Below are 19,469 nucleotides of genomic sequence, written 5' to 3' on the forward strand. Positions count from 1 at the left end.
CTTAACGCAGCTTGGGATTGAGGGCGTCGCGCAGCCAGTCACCGACCAGGTTGACCGACAGGGCCAGCACCACCAGCACCAGGGAGGGGAACACCACCACCCACCACTGACCGGAGAACAGGTATCGGTTGCCTTCATTGATCAGGGTACCGAGCGAAGGCTGATGCGGCGGCATGCCGACCCCGAGGAACGACAGGGTCGCCTCGGTCAGCACCGCCAACGCCAGATGCAGGGTGGCCAGCACCAGTACCGGGCTGAGCACATTGGGCAGGATATGCAGGAACATGATGCGCATATTGCTGCTGCCCATCACCTTGGCGGCCTGCACATATTCCTTGTTGCCTTCCTGCAGGGTACAGCCGCGCACGGTACGGGCATATTGCATCCAGCCGGTCAGGGTGATGGAGATAACGATGATGTAGACCGCCATCTGGTCATGCATTCCCTGGGGCAGCAGGCCACGGGCCGCGCCGCTGACCAGCAGCGCAAACATAATGGTGGGGAAGCTGAGCATGGCGTCCGCCAGGCGCATGATCAGAGCATCGACCATGCCGCCGAAATAGCCGCTGACCACACCCAGGGTCACACCCAGGGCCATGGCGCAAAGCACGCTGATGAAACCGACAATCAGCGATACCTGCAGGCCATGGAGGATCAGCGAATACACATCCCGGCCCTGGATATCGGTTCCCAGCCAGAAGCGGGCCTCGCCCCCTTCCACCCAGAAGGGCGGCAGCTCGGAATCCATCAGATCGAAGGCCGCCATGTCGAAGGGATCATAATGGGCCAGGAAAGATGCCCCTATGCCCGCAACCAGCAGCAGCATCAGCACGGCGGTGGCAAATACCGTCAGCCGGGAAGTCCGGAAGTTATAGGCGATGTCGCTGTCGTAGGCGACCAGCAGCTGTTGCCATATTTTTTGCAGCCTCCCCGGGCTGGAGCTGCTCTGGCCGGTCAGGGCCGCCTTGGTGGTATTGATAGCCATGGGTTACCTCGTCCTTGTGCTTAGCGGTCAGCGGTTTTCAAACGCGGATCAATGACCCGGTAGAGGATATCGACCAGGGTATTGATGCAGATAAAAATCAGGGAGATGAACACCAGATATGCGGAAATTACCGGTATATCCACGTAGTTCACCGCCTGGATAAACAACAGCCCCATCCCGGGCCACTGGAAGACGGTTTCGGTGACCACCGCGAAGGCGATCAGGCCGCCGATCTGCAGGCCGATGATGGTAATCACAGGTAGCAGGGAATTGCGCAGGGCATGGGTGTAGTTGATGCTGCGTTGTTTAATACCCCTGGCCTTGGCGAACTTGATGTAATCGGTGCGCAGAACCTCTTTCATCTCGCTGCGCACCAGACGCATGATCATGGTGATCATAAACAGCGCCAATGACAGTGCCGGCAGAATAATCGACGCCCAGCCCGATTGGCTGAACAGGCCGCTGCTCCACCAGCCGAACTCCACTATGTCGCCCCGGCCGTGGGAAGGCAGCCAGCCCAGCCAGACCGAAAACACGATGATCAGCACGATACCGGCAATAAAGCTGGGCAGGGACACGCCGATCAGGGAAACGGTCTGCACCAGGCTGGTCATCCACTTGTTACGTGACAAAGACACCCAGACCCCGGCGGGCAACCCCACCAGCAGCGAGATGATCACCGCCACGAACACCAGCTCCAGGGTAGCGGGCAGCCGCTCCAGGATCAGGTTGAGCACGTCCATCTTGTTGTAGTAGGAAATCCCGAAATCACCCTGGGCGATATTGCCGACAAAACGGCCGTACTGGGTGATCACGCTGTCGTTCAGGCCCAGCTTTTCACGCAGCTGATCCCGCTCCAGCTGGGTCGCACTTTCCGGCAACATGCCATCGATGGGATCACCGACAAACTGGAACATGGTAAAGGCGATCAGCGCCACCGTCAGCATCAGCCCGCAGGCCTGTATCAGCCGCTGTATGGTAAAAGCCAACATCATTTCACTCCTTTGATTTGCAATAGCGGATTAGGGGTCCGTAAGCCCTTGTTGCCTAGTTCAGGTTGGCATACCAGAGCCGCACCACATTGTCTGAGTTCTGGGTGAGCTCCAGCTTGTCGGAAGTCACCCAGGCCACAGGTTCAAAATGCAATGGAATAAATGGCAGATCCTCCTGGGCCAGGGCCAGGGCATCGCTCATCAGCTGCAGCCGGGTCGGCTTGTCCAGCTCGGTGGCGGACTGTTCGATCAGCGCATCAACGGTGTCATTCTGGTAACGGGGAATATTAAAGGCGCCGTAGATACCGTCATCCTTGGAATGGATCAGTTGCTGGTTGATGCTGTAGGCATCGATCAACGGCAGGTTAGCCCAGCCCAGTACCGCTACATCGGTACGGCCGTTATCGCGGATCTGGGAATAGACACTGCGGGTATGCATGTTCAGGTTGGTTTCTACACCTATCTTGGACCAGTACCGCTGCACCGCCTGACACCACTGCTCCGCATTCAGGTAGGCACCCTGCACGCAGTCGAAGTTCAGTTTGAAACCATCTGGATAACCAGCCTCGGCCAGCAATAGCTTCGCCTGATTGGGATCATAGCCAAGCTCAATTCTGCGTTCGGCGTCATAACCGGCGATACCGGGTGCCACATAGGTGTTGGCCACTTCGGTCATGCCGCGCATGATCTTCTTAACGATCGCCTCCCGGTCGATGGCCATATGCAGGGCCTGGCGCACACGCTGATCCTGCAGCGGGTTCCTGCCGTCCACATTGCCCGCATTCAGCTCGTCGGCCATATTCAGCGACAGGTAATCCACTCGCAGTGACGGCCGGACCTTGACCTCGATACTTTTCTCCCTTTCCAACCGGGGCAAATCCTGCAATGGCACATCATTGACCAGGTCAAACTCGCCAGACAACATGCCCGCCAGACGGGTGGCGTCAGACGACACCGGCTGGAAGATAATGCGGTCAATATTGTGCTTTGCCTGTTCTGCCCGCCACCAGTTGTCATTCCTGACCAAGACCATTTCGGCGTCGCGGCGCCGGCTTTCCAGCCTGAAGGGGCCGGTGCCGTTGGTATGGTTGGTGGCATAGCCCTCGGTACCCTTGCTCATGCTGGTGGGCAGGGTCGCCTGGTGCTCTTCCAGCCACTCCTTGTCCATCATCAAGACACCAGACAGCTCATTAAGGGCGATGGGTGACTTGCTGTTCAACCGGATATCAACCGTGTAGTCATCCACCCTGACTGCCTCCCTCAGAGAAGAGGCATTTCCGCGGATCCCCGAATCCGGGTGGGTTACCCGGGCGATGGAGGCCACCACATCATCGGCATTAAAATCATTGCCGTTATGAAACTTGATGCCCTTGTTCAGGTAGAAACGAAGAGTAGTATCATCCAGCTGCTCCCAGCGACTGGCCAGGGTAGCCTCCAGCTGCAGGTTGTCGTTCCACTGCACCAGGCCCTCATAGATATGGTTCTGAAAGCTCAGCGCATGCGTTGACGCGAAAGCATAGGGATCCAGGGTAGGAATATCGGCTTGCTGGGCCCAACGCACCACGTTTTCGGCTTGCGCCTGTTGCGCCGTCAGGCCAAGGGAAGCGGCCATCAGGCAGGTCGCCAGTGTCTTTAATTTCATTATCAATCATCCCTGTGAGAGAAGTACCGACCGGGTGATGCCGGCCTTGGAGTCATGTGGGCAGGTCTCAAACCTGCCGGTCATTTCTTATAACATGACATACTCACTCTTTTTACAAAATAGACGCCAAATTGCTAGCAATTTTAATATTTGTGATAACAAACAGAAAATCACGCCTTTCCCGCATGATCTGCATCGCCAGGCCACCCGGAACCCGGATGGCCTGGCAGAGGCTCAACTTTGCTTGATGCTGGCGTACCAGAGCCGGACTATATTGTCGGGGTTCTGGGTGATGGTCAGCTTGTCGGAGGTGGCCCAGGCCATGGGCTCGAAGTGCAGGGGCAGGAAGGGCAGCTCCTGCTGTGCTTTGGCGAGCACGTCTGCCATCTGCCGGGTTCGGGTCGGCTGATCCTGCTCCGAGGAAGACCGTTCAATCAGGGTGTCGATGGTGTCATTCCGATAGCGGGGAATGTTGAAGGCGCCGTAGATGCCGCCGTCCTTGGAATGGAGCAGCTGCTGGTTGATGCTGTAGGCATCATAAAGCGGCAGGTTGGCCCAGCCCAGTACCGCCACGTCGGTGCGGCCATTGTCTCGAATCTGGGAATAGACGCTGCGAGTATGCATATTCAGGTTGGTTTTCACTCCCACCTTGGACCAGTAGCGCTGCACCGCCTGACACCACTGCTCCGCATTCAGGTAGTAGCCCTGCTCGCAGTCGAAGGCCAGCTTGAAGCCGTCCGGATAGCCGGCTTCGGCAAGCAACTGCTTGGCCTTTTGGGGATTATAACCATGCTGGATGGCTCGCTCTGGGTCATAGCCGGCGATGGCTGGTGCCACATAGGTGTTGGCCACCTCGGTCATGCCGCGCATGATCTTCTTGACGATGGCCTCCCGGTCGATGGCCATATGCAGGGCCTGGCGCACACGCTGATCCTGCAGCGGGTTCTTGCCGTCCACATTGCCCGCATTCAGCTCGTCATTCATGTTCAGGGTAAGGAACATGACCCGCAGGGAAGGCCGGACCTTGACGTCTATGCCTTTTTCCTTTTCCAGCCGGGGCAGATCCTGCAGGGGAATGTCGCTGACCAGATCGAATTCACCGGCCAGCATGCCGGCCAGGCGGGTAGACTCGGACGCAACCGGACTAAACACGATGCGGTCGATGTTATGAGCGTTCTGCTCAGACTGCCACCAGTCCCCGTTTTTGATCAGCACCATCTCGGCGTCGCGACGCCGGCTTTCCAGTATGAAAGGACCGGTGCCGTTGGTGTGGTTGGTCGCATACCCCTCGGTGCCCTTGGTCATGCTGGTGGGCTCGGTGGCCTGGTGCTCTTCCAGCCACTCCTTGTCCATCATCAGGATACCGGTCAATTCGTTCAGGGCGATGGGCGACTTGCCACTCAGACGAATGTCAACCGTATAGTCGTCCACCTTGACGGCATCCTTGATGGAAGAGGCATTGCCGCGGATACCCGAATCAGGATGGGTGACCCGGGCGATGGAGGCCACCACATCATCGGCATTGAAACTGTTGCCGTTGTGGAAGCGAACGCCCTCCCGCAGGTAAAAGCGGATGCTGGTGTCGTCCAGCTGTTCCCAGTGGGTCGCCAGGGCCGGTGACATTTCCAGTTGCTCGTTCCATTGCACCAGGCCTTCATAGATATGGTTCTGGAACGCCAGCGCCGGCGTGGAGGCAAAGGCATAGGGGTCCAGGGTGGGAATATCTCCCTGCTGAGCCCAGCGCACCACATTCTCGGCCTGCGCCTGTTGGGCGGTCAGGCTGCAGCTGGCGGCCAGCAAGCAGGCGGCAATCGTCTTTAATTTCATCATCAATCATCCCTGTGAGTGAACATGTTGTGGCCCCTGCTGAGGTGACCGCATTACCAGCAGTGAGTTAACCTGCTCAGCCACAATCTATAACAAAGAGAGAACAAATGAGATTAATAAATACCATATATTGCTAACAATTTAATTTATTTGTGATAACAATCCCAAAACTGCCGGTCTTGGCCCGGTAAGATTCCCCCTGTGTTATCTCGCTGATACCTCGCCTATCCGGCTGTCCTACAAGCATTCATTCCATCGGCCGGACGGTGTCAGCAGCAAGACATCCGAACACAAGAGATTCGACATTTATAGGACCAACAGGGAGCAAGCATGACAACCACACTGATCAGCCAGGTCCGTCTCGCAGGACAGCAAGAGAGCCGGGATATCCTGATCGAGGAAGGCCGGATAGTCCGTATCGACGCGCAAATTCCGTTACCCACCGGCGCCAAACTGCTGGAAGGCCATCAACGCCTGGCACTGCCCGGCTTTATCGACGGTCACGCCCATATCGACAAATCCCTGTGGGGCATGGACTGGTATGAGAATCAGGTGCCCAGGGAACTGCCCGCCATCATCGAAAACGAACGCAACTTCCGTCGGCAACAGGCATTTGATCCCTGTCAGCAATCCGAGCGCATCGCCCGGCAGGCCATCGCACGGGGCACCACCCATATCCGCACCCATATCGATGTGGATACGGAAATCGGCCTTAAACATATGGAAGGGGTACTGGCCACCAAGGACAAGCTGGCCGGACAACTCTACATAGAGACGGTTTGCTTCCCCCAGAGCGGCATGCTGGGCCGCCCCGGCACACTGGCGCTGATGGAAGAAGCGATCAGGCTGGGCGCCGATTATGTGGGCGGCATAGACCCCTCCTCCTTCGAACGCAATCCTGTGGCCCATATCGATGCAGTGTTCGAGCTGGCCACCCGATACGGCAAGGGCGTCGATCTGCATCTCCACGAGGCCGGTGAGCTGGGCGCTTTCTCGGTCGAGCTGATGACAGAGCGGACCCTTGCCCTGGGCCTGCAGGGCAAGGTCACCATCAGCCACGCCTTCTGCCTGGGCGAGGTGGACACGGCCTATCAGGACAAGCTGATCGAAGGGCTGGCCCGGGCGGATATCGCCATCGCCACCACGGCGCCGGCCAATCGCAACGTCCCACCCTATGAAAAACTGCGCGCAGCCGGCGTGAAGGTGACCGCCGGCAACGACGGCATCCGCGACACCTGGAGCCCCTACGGCAATGGGGACATGCTGCAGCGGGCCATGCTGATGGGGCTCAGATACCGCTGGCGCCAGGACAGGGAACTGGCCCAGGCGCTGCATGCCATTACTTATGGCGGCGCCGAGGTGATGGGGCTGAAAGACTATGGCCTGGCGGCGGGCTGTCAAGCGGATCTGGTGTTGGTGGATGCAAAGGTGGCGGCCGAAGCCATCGTCGAGCCGCCGCTGGCCCGCACCGTGTTCAAGGCCGGCAGGCTGGTCGCCGACCGGGGCGAATGCCTGTTTTGAACAGACTCATACGCTAGCCACCATGCTATTTAATGGCGCGCAGGAGCGGATAGGGAGTCCTCACGCCGACTCGCCGTAACCCCCTCCCTGGGGGCTCGACGGCGCCATCTGACCGCCATGGATGGCGGAAATGTCGAAAATGCAGGAGCATTTTTCGACCATGGCGCCAACGGCCGGCTTGGAGGATCTCCCCATCCTCCCTCACCAGACACTGACGGAGCACAAATCAATGAAAACCACCAAGATCACCGCCAAGTACGTTATCGGTTTCAAGGACGGCGGCCACCATATCTACGAGCAGGGCGAACTGGTCTATCGCGGCAACACCGTGCTGTTTGTCGGCCACGGCTATCAGGAACCGGTCGATGAAACCCTCAACATGGGCAACGCCCTGGTCGGCCCCGGCTTTATCGATCTGGACGCGGTCGCCGATCTGGATTCCACCGTGCTCGCCTTCGACCATCAGCCCGGCTGGAAAAAAGGCCGCCTGCCCGCCAGCGACTGGCAACGGCGCGAGACCTACACCGACGCCGAGCTGGACTTCAATAAGCGCTATGCCTTCAGCCAGCTGCTGTTGAATGGCATCACCACCATAGCGCCGATCACCTCCATCCTGTACCGGGAGTGGGCCGAAACCGCCGACGAATTCCGCCGCGCCGCCGATATCGCCACCGGACTGGGGGTGCGCGCCTATTTGGGGCCGGCCTACATGTCGGGCTACGGTGTGGTCAACCCGGATGCCAGCTTCACCATGCGCTTCGACGAACAACGGGGACTCAAGGGGCTGGAAGAGGCGGTACGCTACGTAGAGCGGCTCGATCAGTACGATGACACCATAATGGGCATGCTGGCTCCGGACCGCATCGAGGGCTGTACTCCCGAACTGCTACGCCAGACCGCCAAGGCCATGCGCGCCCTGGATTGCCCCGCCCGGCTGCACAGCTGCCAGGGCGAGTTCGAACTGGAGATGGTGCACCAGTTGCATAACGGCATGTCGTCGGTAGAGCTGATGGCCGAGAATGAGCTGCTCGATCACCGCCTGCTGCTGCCCCACCTGCAGTTGCTGGGTGGCAAACATGCCACCCCCGAGAAAATCCGGCGGGAGCTGACATTACTCGGCCAAAGTGGTGCCAACGCGGTGATTTGCCCGCTGGTGGCCGGCCGCCATGGAAAATACTTCAACGGCGTCAGCCGCTTCCGGGAGGCCGGTATCAACATCAGCCTGGGTACCGATACCTTCCCGCCGGACATGATCCAGAACATGCATGTGGGCGCCATGCTCAGCCGGGTGAGCAGCGCTGATATCACCGAGGCCTCGGCGGCGGACTATTACAATATGGCTACCCTGGGCGGGGCCCGGGCCCTGGGCCGGGAGGACATAGGCCGGCTCTGCCCGGGCGCCAAGGCCGATATCATGGTGTTCGACTTCGACCGTATCCACACCGGCCAGGTATTCGATCCCATCACGGCCCTGGTGATCAACGGCAACGGACGGGATATCAAGGGGGTGATCGTCAACGGCGACAAGGTGGTATGGGACGGCCGGCTGGTAAAGCTCAATCTGGACCTGCAGCAGCTGCATCACCAGGCCCAGCAGCAGTTCGAGGGCTTTATCGCCAGCTACCCGGAACGCAGCCACCGGCATCCGCCGCTGGCGGAGATCTTCCCCCCCTCGTTTCCGACCAGCCGAGGCTGAGCCGCATGCCCCGCCGCCAGGGGCATGTTTGCAGGACACTCATAGGGTTAAAACCGGCCTTCAGCCAGTCCGCTGTTCGGCAAACAGGGCCACAAAGTCGGTGGCCTGCTCTTCCTCCTGGGTCAGATCCAGGCTGGACTCCAGGTTGTCCAGATGCTGACGCATTGACAGCACCGCGGCTTCCACATCACCGGCTGCCAGCAACTCGAGCAGATGGCTGTGTTCGTCACAATGGCATTCATGGGCCCGGCTGTCCTTCTGATACATGCTGACGATCAGCGAACATCTGGCCACCAGCCGTTCCAGCATCTCGGATAACACCTGGTTGCCCGCGATACGTGCCAGCTCGAGATGAAAACGCGCGGCCAGCTGCACGGCAGCGGGTCGTTTGCCCTCTTCCACCGCCTGCCTTTCGTCTTCGATCAGCTTTTTAAGCACGGCCAGATCGGCCTGTTTGGCCCTGCCGGCGGCAAGCGCAATCGCCTCCGCCTCCAGCAGCTGGCGCACGACAAACACATCGGCGGCTTCCTGCTGGCTGGGGCAGGCTACCATGGCCCCTTTGTTGACCACTATGCTGACCAATCCCTGATGACTGAGTTCCAGCAAGGCATCGCGCACATGGTTGCGGTTGGCGTTCAGGGCATCGGACAGCTTGAGCTCGACCAGACGGGTGCCGGGGGCAAGGCGTTGCTCGACAATGGCCTGGCCTATCGCCGCGACGATACGACGGATTTCCTTTTTCTTTGCAGTTGACAATGGTCGCTCCAACACCCAAAAAACACCGCTGTTAATGGGGAATTATGTTAACAAAACCTGACCACAGGGACCAGAGCAAGCGCTCAGCCCCAACGGCTCACACCCTGGTAGCTGCCGTCCAGCAACTCGGTCACAAAGGCGGAGGGCCGCTGTTCATCGGCCAGCAAAAATACCTGTTCACGGGCCCGGGTCAGACCCACATAAAACAGCCGCCGCTCTTCCGCATGGGCATAGGATTCAGACGCCGGCAGCAACAGTTCCAGCAATTCCTGGCCGGCCTGCTCGGCCGGAAAACCGAATCTACCCCTGGTCAGGCCCAGGATCACCACCGCATCCGCTTCCTTGCCTTTGGCGCCATGCAGGGTCTGGGCGGTCAGCTGCAGTTGCGGATAGGCCTGACGCAGGGCGGACATCCGCTGCTCATCGGGCAGCCCGAAGCGAAAGCGAGCCAAAAGATACACCCGGGCTTCCGGTGAGCGGCCGGCGATTTGTCCCAGCAGCTGCTGCAGCCGGAGCTGCTGTGCATCCGGTCGGTTGGCGCAGTGCAACACATGCACACAAGGCGCCTCGCTACGGCTGTGGGTCGTCAAGCGCTTGGTCAGCTGGGCCGGGTTGCGGGTGACGAACCGGCTGGCGACCGCTTCGATGCGGTTATTGAAGCGGAAAGTCTTGTCGAGGCAGGTGACGGCGGTGGCGCCGAAATAATCGGCAAAGCCGGTGGTCAGGCCGACATCGGCGCCGCTGAAACGGTAAATCGCCTGCCAGTCGTCGCCCACGCAGAACAGCGACAGCTCGGGAGCCGCATCGCGCAGGGCGCTCAGCAACTCGGCCCGGGGACGGGAAATATCCTGGAATTCATCGACCAGGATATGGCGCCAGGGCACGGTGAAACGGCCGCTCCGCACATAGTCGGTGGCGCGCGCTATCATATCGTCGAAGTCGATATGCCCGGCGGCCATCAGCTCCTCCCGATAACGGGCAAGCAAGGGCCGCATCAAATCCAGCTGCTCGACCAGCAACGGCGTGAGCGTGTCCGTCTGCGGTTCGCCATAGATCTTGAGTGCGGATACCAGCGGTGCCCATTCCCGGGCCAGCCGCTCCGGATCGACCGCCGACACCGATTGACCCTGCTGCCGGCTGAGCCAGTTCAGCAGTCGTTCGAGGTAGTCTTTATGCTCGCACAGCGCCGTCAGCCACCCGCTCAGGTGGGCCTGTCGGGCCGCCTCGCTCTGGGCCAGGGGGCTGAGTATCGGAGCCTGTCCTTCCACTCGGGTAACGATCATCAGCCCCAGGGCATGAAAGGTGCTGACCTTGATCTCCCGGGTCGACGCCTGGGAAGTGAGCCGTTCGGTCATTTCCGCCGCCGCTTCCGTGCCGAAGGCCAGCATCAGCAATTGTTCGGGGTCGGCCAACTTGGCTGCCAGCAGATAGGCGGCCCGCGCCACCATCACACTGGTCTTGCCACAACCGGCCCCGGCCAACACCAGGTTATGATCCTCATCGGTTACACAGGCCAGACGCTGACGTTCGGTCAGGGGGTGCGCCTCCAGGGTATCAAACAGCCAGGCAAAACGCGCCAGTGCAGCGGTGATATATTCCTGGCGACGGGCATCCCGCCAGTCATCGCCGGCCCGGGCCAGGGTGTCGATCAATTCAAAGGCCGCCCGCTGCCGGTCTTCCAGCACCCCGTCGGCCGGCGGTCGGCGCCAGCGGGCCAGCTCATCCGCCGCTTGTTGCTGGAGCCGTCGCCAGCGCGACTGACGCAGATAGCCCCGCTCCAGCTGTTCCAGGCAAGACTCGGCCAGGGGCTCGACCCGGGCCAGATGATGCCGGTACCAGCCCCGGGTGACAGCCAGCGCCAGGCGTTTCGCCTGTGCCCTGGGCAACCAGGCGAGCTCTATCCCGCCCTGGCTGCAGAACAGCCGCAACCGGCAGAACAGGGGGCCACTCAGCCGGGCCGGGGGCGCGGTCAATTCATCCCAGCTCAATCGGTGCTGTTCGCCTTTCAGGTGGATCAACAGCCCCTCCGGCCGCAGTTCGGTAGCCAGGAAGGGGTGGTTAAACAGGGGGGCGAGCCAGTGGGCCCGATAAATCTGCATGATGTCGCCTTATACCAGGGTGTTGATCAGCTCACCCAGGATCATGTGGGTTTTGACCATCCTGATATTCGGGATCTGTTCAATCTGCAGACGCACCGCATCCAGACGGGCCATGGACTCGGCCTCCACATAGACCAGCATGTCGGTATCGCCGCTGATGGTATAACAGAGTTTGACTTCGGGTATGGTGCGCAGCACGGTCGCATATTGCTCGCAACGATGAATATGGTAGTACAGCTCGAAATAAGCCCGGATACCCGCATTGGGGCTGCCGATGCGGGCATGATACCCCCTGATGATCCCCCTTTCTTCCAGGCTCCGGATCCGCTCCGACACGGCCGAGCGAGACAGGTTCACCTCGCGGGCGATGCCGGCCACCGCCATGCGGGCGTTTTCTGCCAGCAGGGACACGATCTTCTGGTCGAACTTATCCACTCCACCCCCTCTTCCCCGAAACCCGACAAATGCAGGTAAAAAGCGACGGATCGCCATGCTCAAGCGGCATTCTGCCAAGCTTAAATATTATCGTTTGGCGCTAATATAACAGAATTCTCGGACATGGAATCGAAACAAGATGGGCCGTTTGAACAAGGAACTGGGGTTGCTGCAGGGCACGGGCATGATGGCAACCTCTCTGCTGGGTACGGGTATCTTCGTGGTACCGGCGGTGGCCGCCGGCATAGCGGGAACCAGCTCATTGTGGGCCTGGCTGTTGTTGATGGTGCTGGTGCTGCCGGTCGCCTTCACCTTTGCCCGCCTGGGCCAGAGCTATCCGCATGCAGGCGGTGCGCCGCACCTGATCGGCCGGGCACTCGGCCCTTCAATGGAAAAACTGGCGGCTTTCCTGTTTCTCGCCGTGCTGCCGGTGGGGCTGCCGGCGGCGCTGACCCTGACCGCCGGTTTCTGGCATGCGCTGTTCGCGCTGTCGAACACCCAGGATCTGCTGATACAGCTTGGCACCCTCGGACTTATCCTGTTGCTCGGCAGCCGCAAGACCAGCGCCTCGGGCTTGGTGCAGTTACTGATTGCCCTGGCCATAGTACTGCTGTTGCTGGCTATCTGGTGGGCGGGCGAGCTGCTGGCCGCCAGACCCGCCTTTCCCGCCCTGACTCAGGTGCAATGGCAGCTAATGCCAGCGGCCCTGGCGGTGATGTTCTGGTGCTATGTGGGGCTGGAGGCCTTTACCCATATGGGCGAGGAATTCAGGAATCCGCAGCGGGATTTTCCCCTGGCGCTGTTGTTCGGCGTGCTGCTGGCCGGGCTGGTCTATCTGGGCTGCGCCCTGGCGGTGATCAAGTTCGGGGTATTCGGCGACGAGCTGACCAACACCACCTCCATTCCCGTGCTGATGGCCGGGCTGTTCGGCGAGCAGGCCAGGTGGGCCGCGGCCCTGGTCGGCTACCTGGCCTGCTTTGCCAGCATCAATATCTATGTTCAGGGCTTTGCCCGCCTGCTGTGGAGCCTGGCGGACGAAGGCAAACTGCCGGCCGGTCTGGCACGGCGCAACCGCCATGGCGCGCCCTTTACCGCCTTGACCTGGGTGATTGGAGCCTGTGCCTTGTGCGTGATGGCGGCCTGGCTGTTCCGGCTGCCGTTGGAGGTGCTGATCCGTTACGCCAACGGCAACTTTATCCTGGTCTACGGACTTGCGATGGTGGCCGGCGTCAGGTTGCTGCACGGTGTGTACCGGGGACTGGCGCTGATCGGCAGCCTGCTGTGCCTGGGGGTGTTCGTGTCGCTGGGGCTGGAAGCCGCCTATGCACTGACACTGGGCGCCGGCTTCATCGGCTGGCGTTATTGGCACGGACGCGGCAATATCCGCCCGCTTGGCCCCATTCATAAGGACAGCTGATCCGATCGCCTGCCGTTTCCTTGTTCTTTCTTTGACCTTTATCACAACGAATGTCCCCTAGGGGACATGGTTCGGCCCGCCGGCCGGCGCCTATGATGAATCGTCACTGGAAGACGAGGAAACCACATGGAAAAAATACTGACCCCCAAGGCAGATCGGCTGCCGATCGGCTGGCTCAAGCTGGCGATATTTGGCGGCGCCCTGTTGCTGCTCACCCTGCTGGGTGCCAACAGCGGCGCGACTGATACCGGTTTTGGCTGGTTTGCACTGCTGCCCACCCTGGTGGTGCTCGGGCTGGCGCTGCTCACCCACAGGACCCTGGAGCCCCTGCTCGCCGGTACCCTGGTCGGCTTTGTCATGGTCGCTCCCGGCCACGCCCTGCAAAACTTTGTCGCCAGCTCGCTGGAAGTGATGCAAGGGCCCATCATGGGTTGGCTGATCCTGGTATGCGGCCTGCTGGGCAGCCTGACAGCCCTGCTGCAGTTTTCCGGCTCGACCCTGGCGTTCAGCGATGCGCTCGGACGCTACATCAAGCGCCGCTCGCACGCCCTGATGGCCAGCTGGCTGCTGGGCATCGCCATCTTTATCGACGATTACCTCAATGCACTCACCGTCAGCACCGCCATGCGCAAACTGTCGGACCAGCTCAGGATCTCCCGGGAAATGCTTGCCTATGTGGTGGACTCCACCTCGGCGCCCGTGTGCCTGATCATTCCCTTCTCCACCTGGGTGATTTACCTGGCGGGATTGCTCGAAGCCAATGGGCTGGCGGCGGAAGGCACCGGTTTCAACTATTACCTCGGCCTGCTGCCCTATCTGATCTACCCCTGGGTCGCGTTGCTGCTGGTGCCCGCCGTGGCCTACGGCCTGGTGCCCACCTTTGGCGCCATGAAACAGGCGGAAAACAGGGCCGCGGCCGGAGACGGCAACCATCAATCCGAAGCTGATAACGACACCCGACAGCCGCCCCGGCTGATCAATTTTGTGCTGCCGGTCCTGACCCTGCTGCTGGCCACCTGGTATTTCGATATCGACGCGCTGATGGGGGTGGGTTGTGCCTTGGTGGTCAGCCTGGTGCTGTACCGGGTTCAGGGGCTGGCCAGCCTGCCCCGGCTGTTTGATGAAATCCTCCACGGCGTCGGCACCATGCTGCTGCCCCTGGGTATTGTTTTCGCCGCCTTTGTGCTGCAGGCGGTCAACGAACAGCTGGGCCTGGCACCTTACCTGATAGACACCATCACCCCCTATATGAATGCCCGCTGGCTGCCGGCCCTCAGCTTCCTGGTGCTGGCGGCGCTGACCTTTGCCACCGGTTCCTTCTGGGGTGTCTATGCCATTGCCTTTCCGATCATGATCCCCCTGGCCCAAGCACTGAATGCCGATATGGCGCTAACCCTGGGCGCGCTGATCTCCGCCGGCGCCTTCGGCAGCCACGCCTGCTTCTTCGGTGACTCCACCGTGATATCCGCCAAAGGCTGCGGTATCACTCCCATGCAGCATGCCCTGACCCAGCTGCCCTACACCCTGATAGCGGCAGCGATCACCACAGTCCTGCTCTGGCTGCTGGCATAACTCTATTTACCAAAGGAGACCCCATGAAACGCACCGGATTTGCCTTTCACGAAATATGCATGTGGCACGATGCCGGCCCCTGCTCCGTCTTTGACCAGCCCGGCGGCTTTGTCCAGCCCGGCGCCGCCGCCGAGCACCCGGAAACCAAACGCCGGCTGCGCAACCTGCTGGCGGTAAGCGGCCTGCTCGAACAACTGGAGCCGATCAAGGGAGGGCCGGCGGCCCGGGAAGACCTGCTGCGCTTCCACACCGAACGCTATATCAATACCCTGGAAACCATGAGCGAACAGGGCTTCGGCAATGCCGGCCAGTATGCGCCTTTCCGCCAGGATGCCTTCCCCATCGCCTGCCAGTCGGCCGGCCTGGCCATGGCCACGGTGGAGGCGGTGCTCAGGGGGGAGCTCGACAACGGTTATTGCCTGTCGCGACCGCCCGGACACCATGCCGAGGCCGATCGAGGCATGGGGTTCTGCCTGCTCGGCAATATCCCCATCGCCATCAGAGCGGCCCAGGCCAAGGGCCTGGTCCGCAAGGTGGCGGTGATCGACTGGGATGTGCACCACGGCAACGGCACCCAGCAGGCGTTTTATCGCGACGCCGAGGTGCTCACCATCTCGCTGCACCACGACAACAATTATCCAATCGACTCGGGCGGAACAGGGGAACGCGGTGAAGGCAGTGGCTGGGGCAACAACCTCAATATTCCCCTGCCTGCCGGCTCGGGTATCGGCTGCTACCTGGCGGCCATGGATCAGCTGGTGATCCCAGCACTGGATCGATTCCGACCAGAGCTGATCCTGGTTGCCTGCGGCTATGATGCCAGCGCCATGGATCCCCTGGGCTGCATGCTGCTCAACGCCGACAGCTTCGGCAGCCTTACCGCCCGGGTGATGGCTGCCGCCGAGCGTCTATGCGGCGGCCGGCTGGTGATGGTCCATGAGGGCGGGTATTCCGAAGGCTATGTGCCCTTTTGCGGCCACAGGGTTATAGAAACCCTGAGCGGCAGCGAGATACATGTGCCCGATCCGGCCGGGGCCGATATCGCCCGCTGGGGCCAGCAGCCGCTACAGGCCCATCAGTCGGCCCTGCTGGAAAGCCTGCAGCCACTGCTGCAGGATATACGACCTTAGCAGACATTCCTGGCCGGCCCCTGACGCTGGCCAGGACTTGCCCCGGATGTTACCTTTTACTTACCACCCAAACGACAATGCCTTTTATCAACACCATGCGTCCGGATATCGCCCCCGCCTCGCTGGCACCGCTGGCCCGGGTGCTGGCCGCCATTAACTCAGAACAGTTTCTGCCACAGCTGAGGGCCTGCCTGGAGGATTACTTTCCCGGTATCGATCTGGTGCTGTGCCGGCTGCATGTCCATCGGCGCCCGGATATCCTGCTGCACAACCTGAGCGATCGGCAGTGGCGCAAGACCCTGCACCCCTATTGCGCCGGCATGTACCTGCTGGATCCCTTCTATCAGCATTGGCTCAACCGAGCGACACAGGGGGTATTCACCCTTGACGAAATCGCCCCCGGGGGCTTTCGTCATTCCGAATATTTCTCCACCTACTATACCGAGCTGGGGCTGCACGATGAGCTGATGTGTTTTTTCGCCGGCGACCAGATGGGCTCCCTCGCCTTCTCGTTCGGCTTCTACCGGCGACCCGACAGCCTCGACAAGCAGACGCTGAGCACCCAGATGCGCTATCTGTTTCCCCTGCTGCAGGCCTTGTTGGAGCAGCACCAGTGGCAATGGCAGAGTCAGCAGGAAGAAAGTGCACATCAAGGTCTGGCAACCTTTGCCGCGGGACAGCTGAGCGAACGCGAGCAGGAAGTAACCCGGCTGATCCTGCAGGGCTACAGCTCAAACGCCATCGCCGAACACCTGTCCATCAGCCCGGGCACGGTCAAGAACCACCGCAAACATATCTACAGCAAGCTCGGCATCAACAGTCAGTCGATGCTGTTTCAACTGTTTCTGCAGCATCAGGGGGTGAACACCCTCTGAACACAGTAAACACCTAACGCTCAGTTAGTCGCCATAGATATCAAAATCAAAGTATTTAGCGTTAATTTCCTGGTATTTTCCGCTCTCTCGCAGCCCGGTAATGGCCTTGTTCAACATGTTTTTTAAGTCAGTATTCTGTTTTCTTACCGCAATACCGGAGCCTTCACCAAACCAACGGGAATCAGTAATGGTGGGCCCGACGAGACTGAAGTTATGCCCGCCCTCTTTTTTCAGCAACCCTTCCTGGATAGCCAATACATCAGACAACACAGCATCTACACGACCTGAACGTAAGTCCAAATAGGCTTCATCCGTGCTGCCATAGCGCACTATGTTAACGTCACTGCCGAAGTTATCGGTAATATACTTGTCGTGAGTCGTCGCCCGTTGCACACCTATTTTTTTATCTTTCAGCCCTTCGGGGGTAATGCTGAGGGGGGAATCATTGGGTACCACAAAACGGTTGGGAACCTTGGAATATTTATCGGTGAAGTCCACTGCTCGCTTGCGTTCTTCAGTAATAGCCATGGCCGCGATAATGGCGTCATACTTTCTTGCCAGCAGGGCCGGTATAATGCCATCCCAATCCTGGGCAACCAGCTCACATTTCACCTGCATTTCCTCACATAAGGCGTAAGCCAGATCGATATCAAAGCCGGCAAGGGTGCCATCTTGCTGAGTGTAAGAAAACGGAGGATAGGCACCTTCCACTCCAAAGCGAACAGTTTCCCATTTTTGCGCTAGCGCACCGGGGGCGGTAGCCAGGGCAGCGGTCAACAGCATGGCTTTCGTTATGCGTCCTTTCATAATCTACTCCATTCTAAGGATTGGTAATCGGTCACGCCAAGGCATAAAATCATTTACAATAAAATAACAAATGAACAATAACACCTGATACTATTGCTAGCAATACATGGGTGATTTAGGGAAGCGATATGTTTACGACCGGGCTGAGCGCCGCATATGTAGTGGGATTTGACGGGGCTAAACACGTACTGTGGCGCAACGGACAGGTGGTATTTAAGGGCGATACCATTATATATGTGGGACGAGATTATCAGGGTAGGGTCGATCGCTGGCACCACTACGGCCAGGCCCTCATCGGCCCAGGCTTTATTGATCTGGACGCGTTGAGCGACCTGGACTCAACAATACTGACCTATGACGGCAATGAAGGCTGGCGAATGGGCCGCCAGTGGAGCGAAGACTATCTGGTGGCGGGCCCGCACGAAAGCTACACACCCGAACAAGAACGCTTTAAATACCGCTATGCCTTTACCCAGCTCATTCGCAATGGCGTTACCACGGCAATGCCCATCACCTCCATGTATTATCGCCAATGGGCCGAGACCTATGATGAATTCCGCGGCGTAGCCGAAGAAGCTGCAGCCCTTGGTATCAGGGCCTACCTTGGTCCCTGCTATATGAGTGGCATGACCTATTTTACTCGCCAGGGCGAGCGACGGGCTCACTGGGATGAGCAGAAAGGCTTAAGCGGACTCGCTGAGGCAGAACGCTTTTTTCATAACTACCACAACAGCAACAACGGCTTGATTCAGGGGGCCTTGTTACCTGACCGCATTGAAACTTGTACACCGGCATTGCTGTCACGCACTGCTGCGCTGAGCCAAGAGCTTGATGCCCCGGTACGCTTACACTGCTGCCAGTCGGTCACCGAGTTTGAAACTGTGCTTGCGTTACGCGGCCATACCCCCTTAGGCTGGCTGGAATCACTTTCCTTACTTTCTCCCCGAGCCATCTTACCTCACGGCATCTACATTAGCGGCCACCCTATGGTTAGCGTTAACAATCAGGATGATATTATCCGCCTGCGAGATTACCAAAGCACCGTAGTGCACTGCCCTATTGTATTTGCCCGCGATGGTGAAGCCCTGAACTCCGTTGGCCGATACCTGAAACAAGGGATAAATCTTGCCATGGGGACCGACACCTTCCCGGCCGATCCCATAGATAACCTCCGACAGGGCTACAACATAGCCCGGTTGCAGGAATTTCCTGAACATCATACCCAGGTGCTGGACTTGTATAACGCAGCCACCCTTGGTGGCGCGAGGGCACTGGGCCGGGAAGACCTAGGACGGCTAGCGCCAGGGGCAAAAGCCGATATTACCGTTTTTGATCTTGGCGGTTTTCACATCGGCCCCCTATTCGATCCAATCAAGAACCTGATCTTGTCGGCCACCGGGAGAGACTGCAAGGCCAGCTTTATCAATGGCCAATGTGTAATGAACGACTTTATCGTGCAAGGAAGCGATGAGACAGCGTTGCAAAGACAAGCGTCTGAACAGTATCAGGTATTAATACAGAGTCACAGTCAGCGGGCGTTTGATAATCCGCCGTGGCGTTCCTTGATTACCCCCACCCTGCCCTATGCCGATGAACAAGGTGCACAAATGCCACTGTGTGATTGATGCGTTACCCGAGCAGGATAACAGGGCTCGTAACATGGCGGGAAACCGGTAACCTATGACACTTCACCCCCCTCTCTGGTGGCCTGATAG

15 protein-coding genes are annotated in these 19,469 nt (G+C 59.4%); 7 read left to right on the plus strand and 8 right to left on the minus strand.

Translation table 11 applies throughout. The features are described from left to right. Position 1: 1 nt before the first annotated feature. The 4 genes from DCS96_RS10280 to DCS96_RS10295 all read right to left on the minus strand — a co-directional run bounded on the left by DCS96_RS10280 (position 2) and on the right by DCS96_RS10295 (position 5,449). Positions 2-985 carry an ABC transporter permease gene (locus DCS96_RS10280; RefSeq protein ID WP_116474175.1) on the minus strand — a complete coding sequence of 328 codons (984 nt, stop codon included), beginning with the start codon at positions 983-985 and terminating at the stop codon, positions 2-4. 20 nt (positions 986-1,005) lie between these two features. Beyond that, positions 1,006-1,980: an ABC transporter permease gene (locus tag DCS96_RS10285; protein WP_198649995.1), complete on the minus strand. Its 975-nt coding sequence runs from the start codon at positions 1,978-1,980 to the stop codon at positions 1,006-1,008. Positions 1,981-2,032: 52 nt separating this feature from the next. After that, a complete protein-coding gene (locus tag DCS96_RS10290) occupies positions 2,033-3,619 on the minus strand; it encodes an ABC transporter substrate-binding protein (RefSeq protein WP_116474177.1) in 1,587 nt (528 codons plus the stop codon). Positions 3,620-3,853: 234 nt separating this feature from the next. Continuing rightward, positions 3,854-5,449: an ABC transporter substrate-binding protein gene (locus tag DCS96_RS10295; protein WP_198649996.1), complete on the minus strand. Its 1,596-nt coding sequence runs from the start codon at positions 5,447-5,449 to the stop codon at positions 3,854-3,856. 327 nt (positions 5,450-5,776) lie between these two features. On the opposite strand from DCS96_RS10295, the gene DCS96_RS10300 reads away from it, so the two are divergent. Together DCS96_RS10300 and DCS96_RS10305 are read left to right on the plus strand one after the other, a co-directional pair. Continuing rightward, positions 5,777-6,967: an amidohydrolase family protein gene (locus tag DCS96_RS10300; protein WP_116474178.1), complete on the plus strand. Its 1,191-nt coding sequence runs from the start codon at positions 5,777-5,779 to the stop codon at positions 6,965-6,967. A 229-nt stretch (positions 6,968-7,196) separates the two neighbouring features. After that, entirely contained in the window at positions 7,197-8,663 is a 1,467-nt protein-coding gene (locus DCS96_RS10305) for a chlorohydrolase family protein (RefSeq protein ID WP_116474179.1), read from the plus strand. 60 nt (positions 8,664-8,723) lie between these two features. Here the strand turns inward: DCS96_RS10305 and DCS96_RS10310 are convergent, their stop codons facing one another. The 3 genes from DCS96_RS10310 to DCS96_RS10320 all read right to left on the minus strand — a co-directional run bounded on the left by DCS96_RS10310 (position 8,724) and on the right by DCS96_RS10320 (position 11,953). After that, positions 8,724-9,419 (minus strand): GntR family transcriptional regulator, encoded by a 696-nt coding sequence (locus tag DCS96_RS10310; protein WP_157953619.1) that lies wholly within the window; start codon positions 9,417-9,419, stop codon positions 8,724-8,726. Positions 9,420-9,502: 83 nt separating this feature from the next. Continuing rightward, the gene (locus DCS96_RS10315; protein ID WP_116474181.1) at positions 9,503-11,518 is read right to left on the minus strand and encodes a UvrD-helicase domain-containing protein; all 2,016 of its coding nucleotides are present in this window, start codon (positions 11,516-11,518) and stop codon (positions 9,503-9,505) included. A 9-nt stretch (positions 11,519-11,527) separates the two neighbouring features. After that, on the minus strand, positions 11,528-11,953 hold the full coding sequence (locus DCS96_RS10320; RefSeq protein WP_116474182.1) for an Lrp/AsnC family transcriptional regulator: 426 nt from the start codon (positions 11,951-11,953) through the stop codon (positions 11,528-11,530). A 139-nt stretch (positions 11,954-12,092) separates the two neighbouring features. Here DCS96_RS10320 and yjeH point away from each other — a divergent pair, with 139 nt between their 5' ends. The 4 genes from yjeH (at position 12,093) to DCS96_RS10340 (ending at position 16,947) form a co-directional block, all read left to right on the plus strand. After that, positions 12,093-13,370, plus strand: a complete 1,278-nt coding sequence (yjeH, locus tag DCS96_RS10325; protein WP_116474183.1) for an L-methionine/branched-chain amino acid transporter — start codon at positions 12,093-12,095, stop codon at positions 13,368-13,370. A gap of 126 nt (positions 13,371-13,496) precedes the next feature. Continuing rightward, positions 13,497-14,942: a Na+/H+ antiporter NhaC family protein gene (locus tag DCS96_RS10330; RefSeq protein ID WP_116474184.1), complete on the plus strand. Its 1,446-nt coding sequence runs from the start codon at positions 13,497-13,499 to the stop codon at positions 14,940-14,942. Between the two features lie 23 nt (positions 14,943-14,965). Beyond that, complete coding sequence (locus DCS96_RS10335; protein WP_116474185.1) at positions 14,966-16,072, plus strand: class II histone deacetylase; 1,107 nt, start codon at positions 14,966-14,968, stop codon at positions 16,070-16,072. 77 nt (positions 16,073-16,149) lie between these two features. After that, on the plus strand, positions 16,150-16,947 hold the full coding sequence (locus DCS96_RS10340; protein WP_232818221.1) for a response regulator transcription factor: 798 nt from the start codon (positions 16,150-16,152) through the stop codon (positions 16,945-16,947). A 24-nt stretch (positions 16,948-16,971) separates the two neighbouring features. Here DCS96_RS10340 and DCS96_RS10345 read toward each other — a convergent pair whose 3' ends face one another. Further along, positions 16,972-17,742 (minus strand): ABC transporter substrate-binding protein, encoded by a 771-nt coding sequence (locus DCS96_RS10345; RefSeq protein WP_198650049.1) that lies wholly within the window; start codon positions 17,740-17,742, stop codon positions 16,972-16,974. Between the two features lie 140 nt (positions 17,743-17,882). On the opposite strand from DCS96_RS10345, the gene DCS96_RS10350 reads away from it, so the two are divergent. Then, positions 17,883-19,379, plus strand: coding sequence for an amidohydrolase family protein (locus tag DCS96_RS10350; protein ID WP_116474187.1), 1,497 nt, complete (start codon positions 17,883-17,885; stop codon positions 19,377-19,379). The last annotated feature ends 90 nt before the right edge of the window (positions 19,380-19,469 follow it).

The sequence above is a fragment of the Zobellella maritima genome, assembly GCF_003075035.1.
Taxonomy (GTDB): domain Bacteria; phylum Pseudomonadota; class Gammaproteobacteria; order Enterobacterales; family Aeromonadaceae; genus Oceanimonas; species Oceanimonas maritima.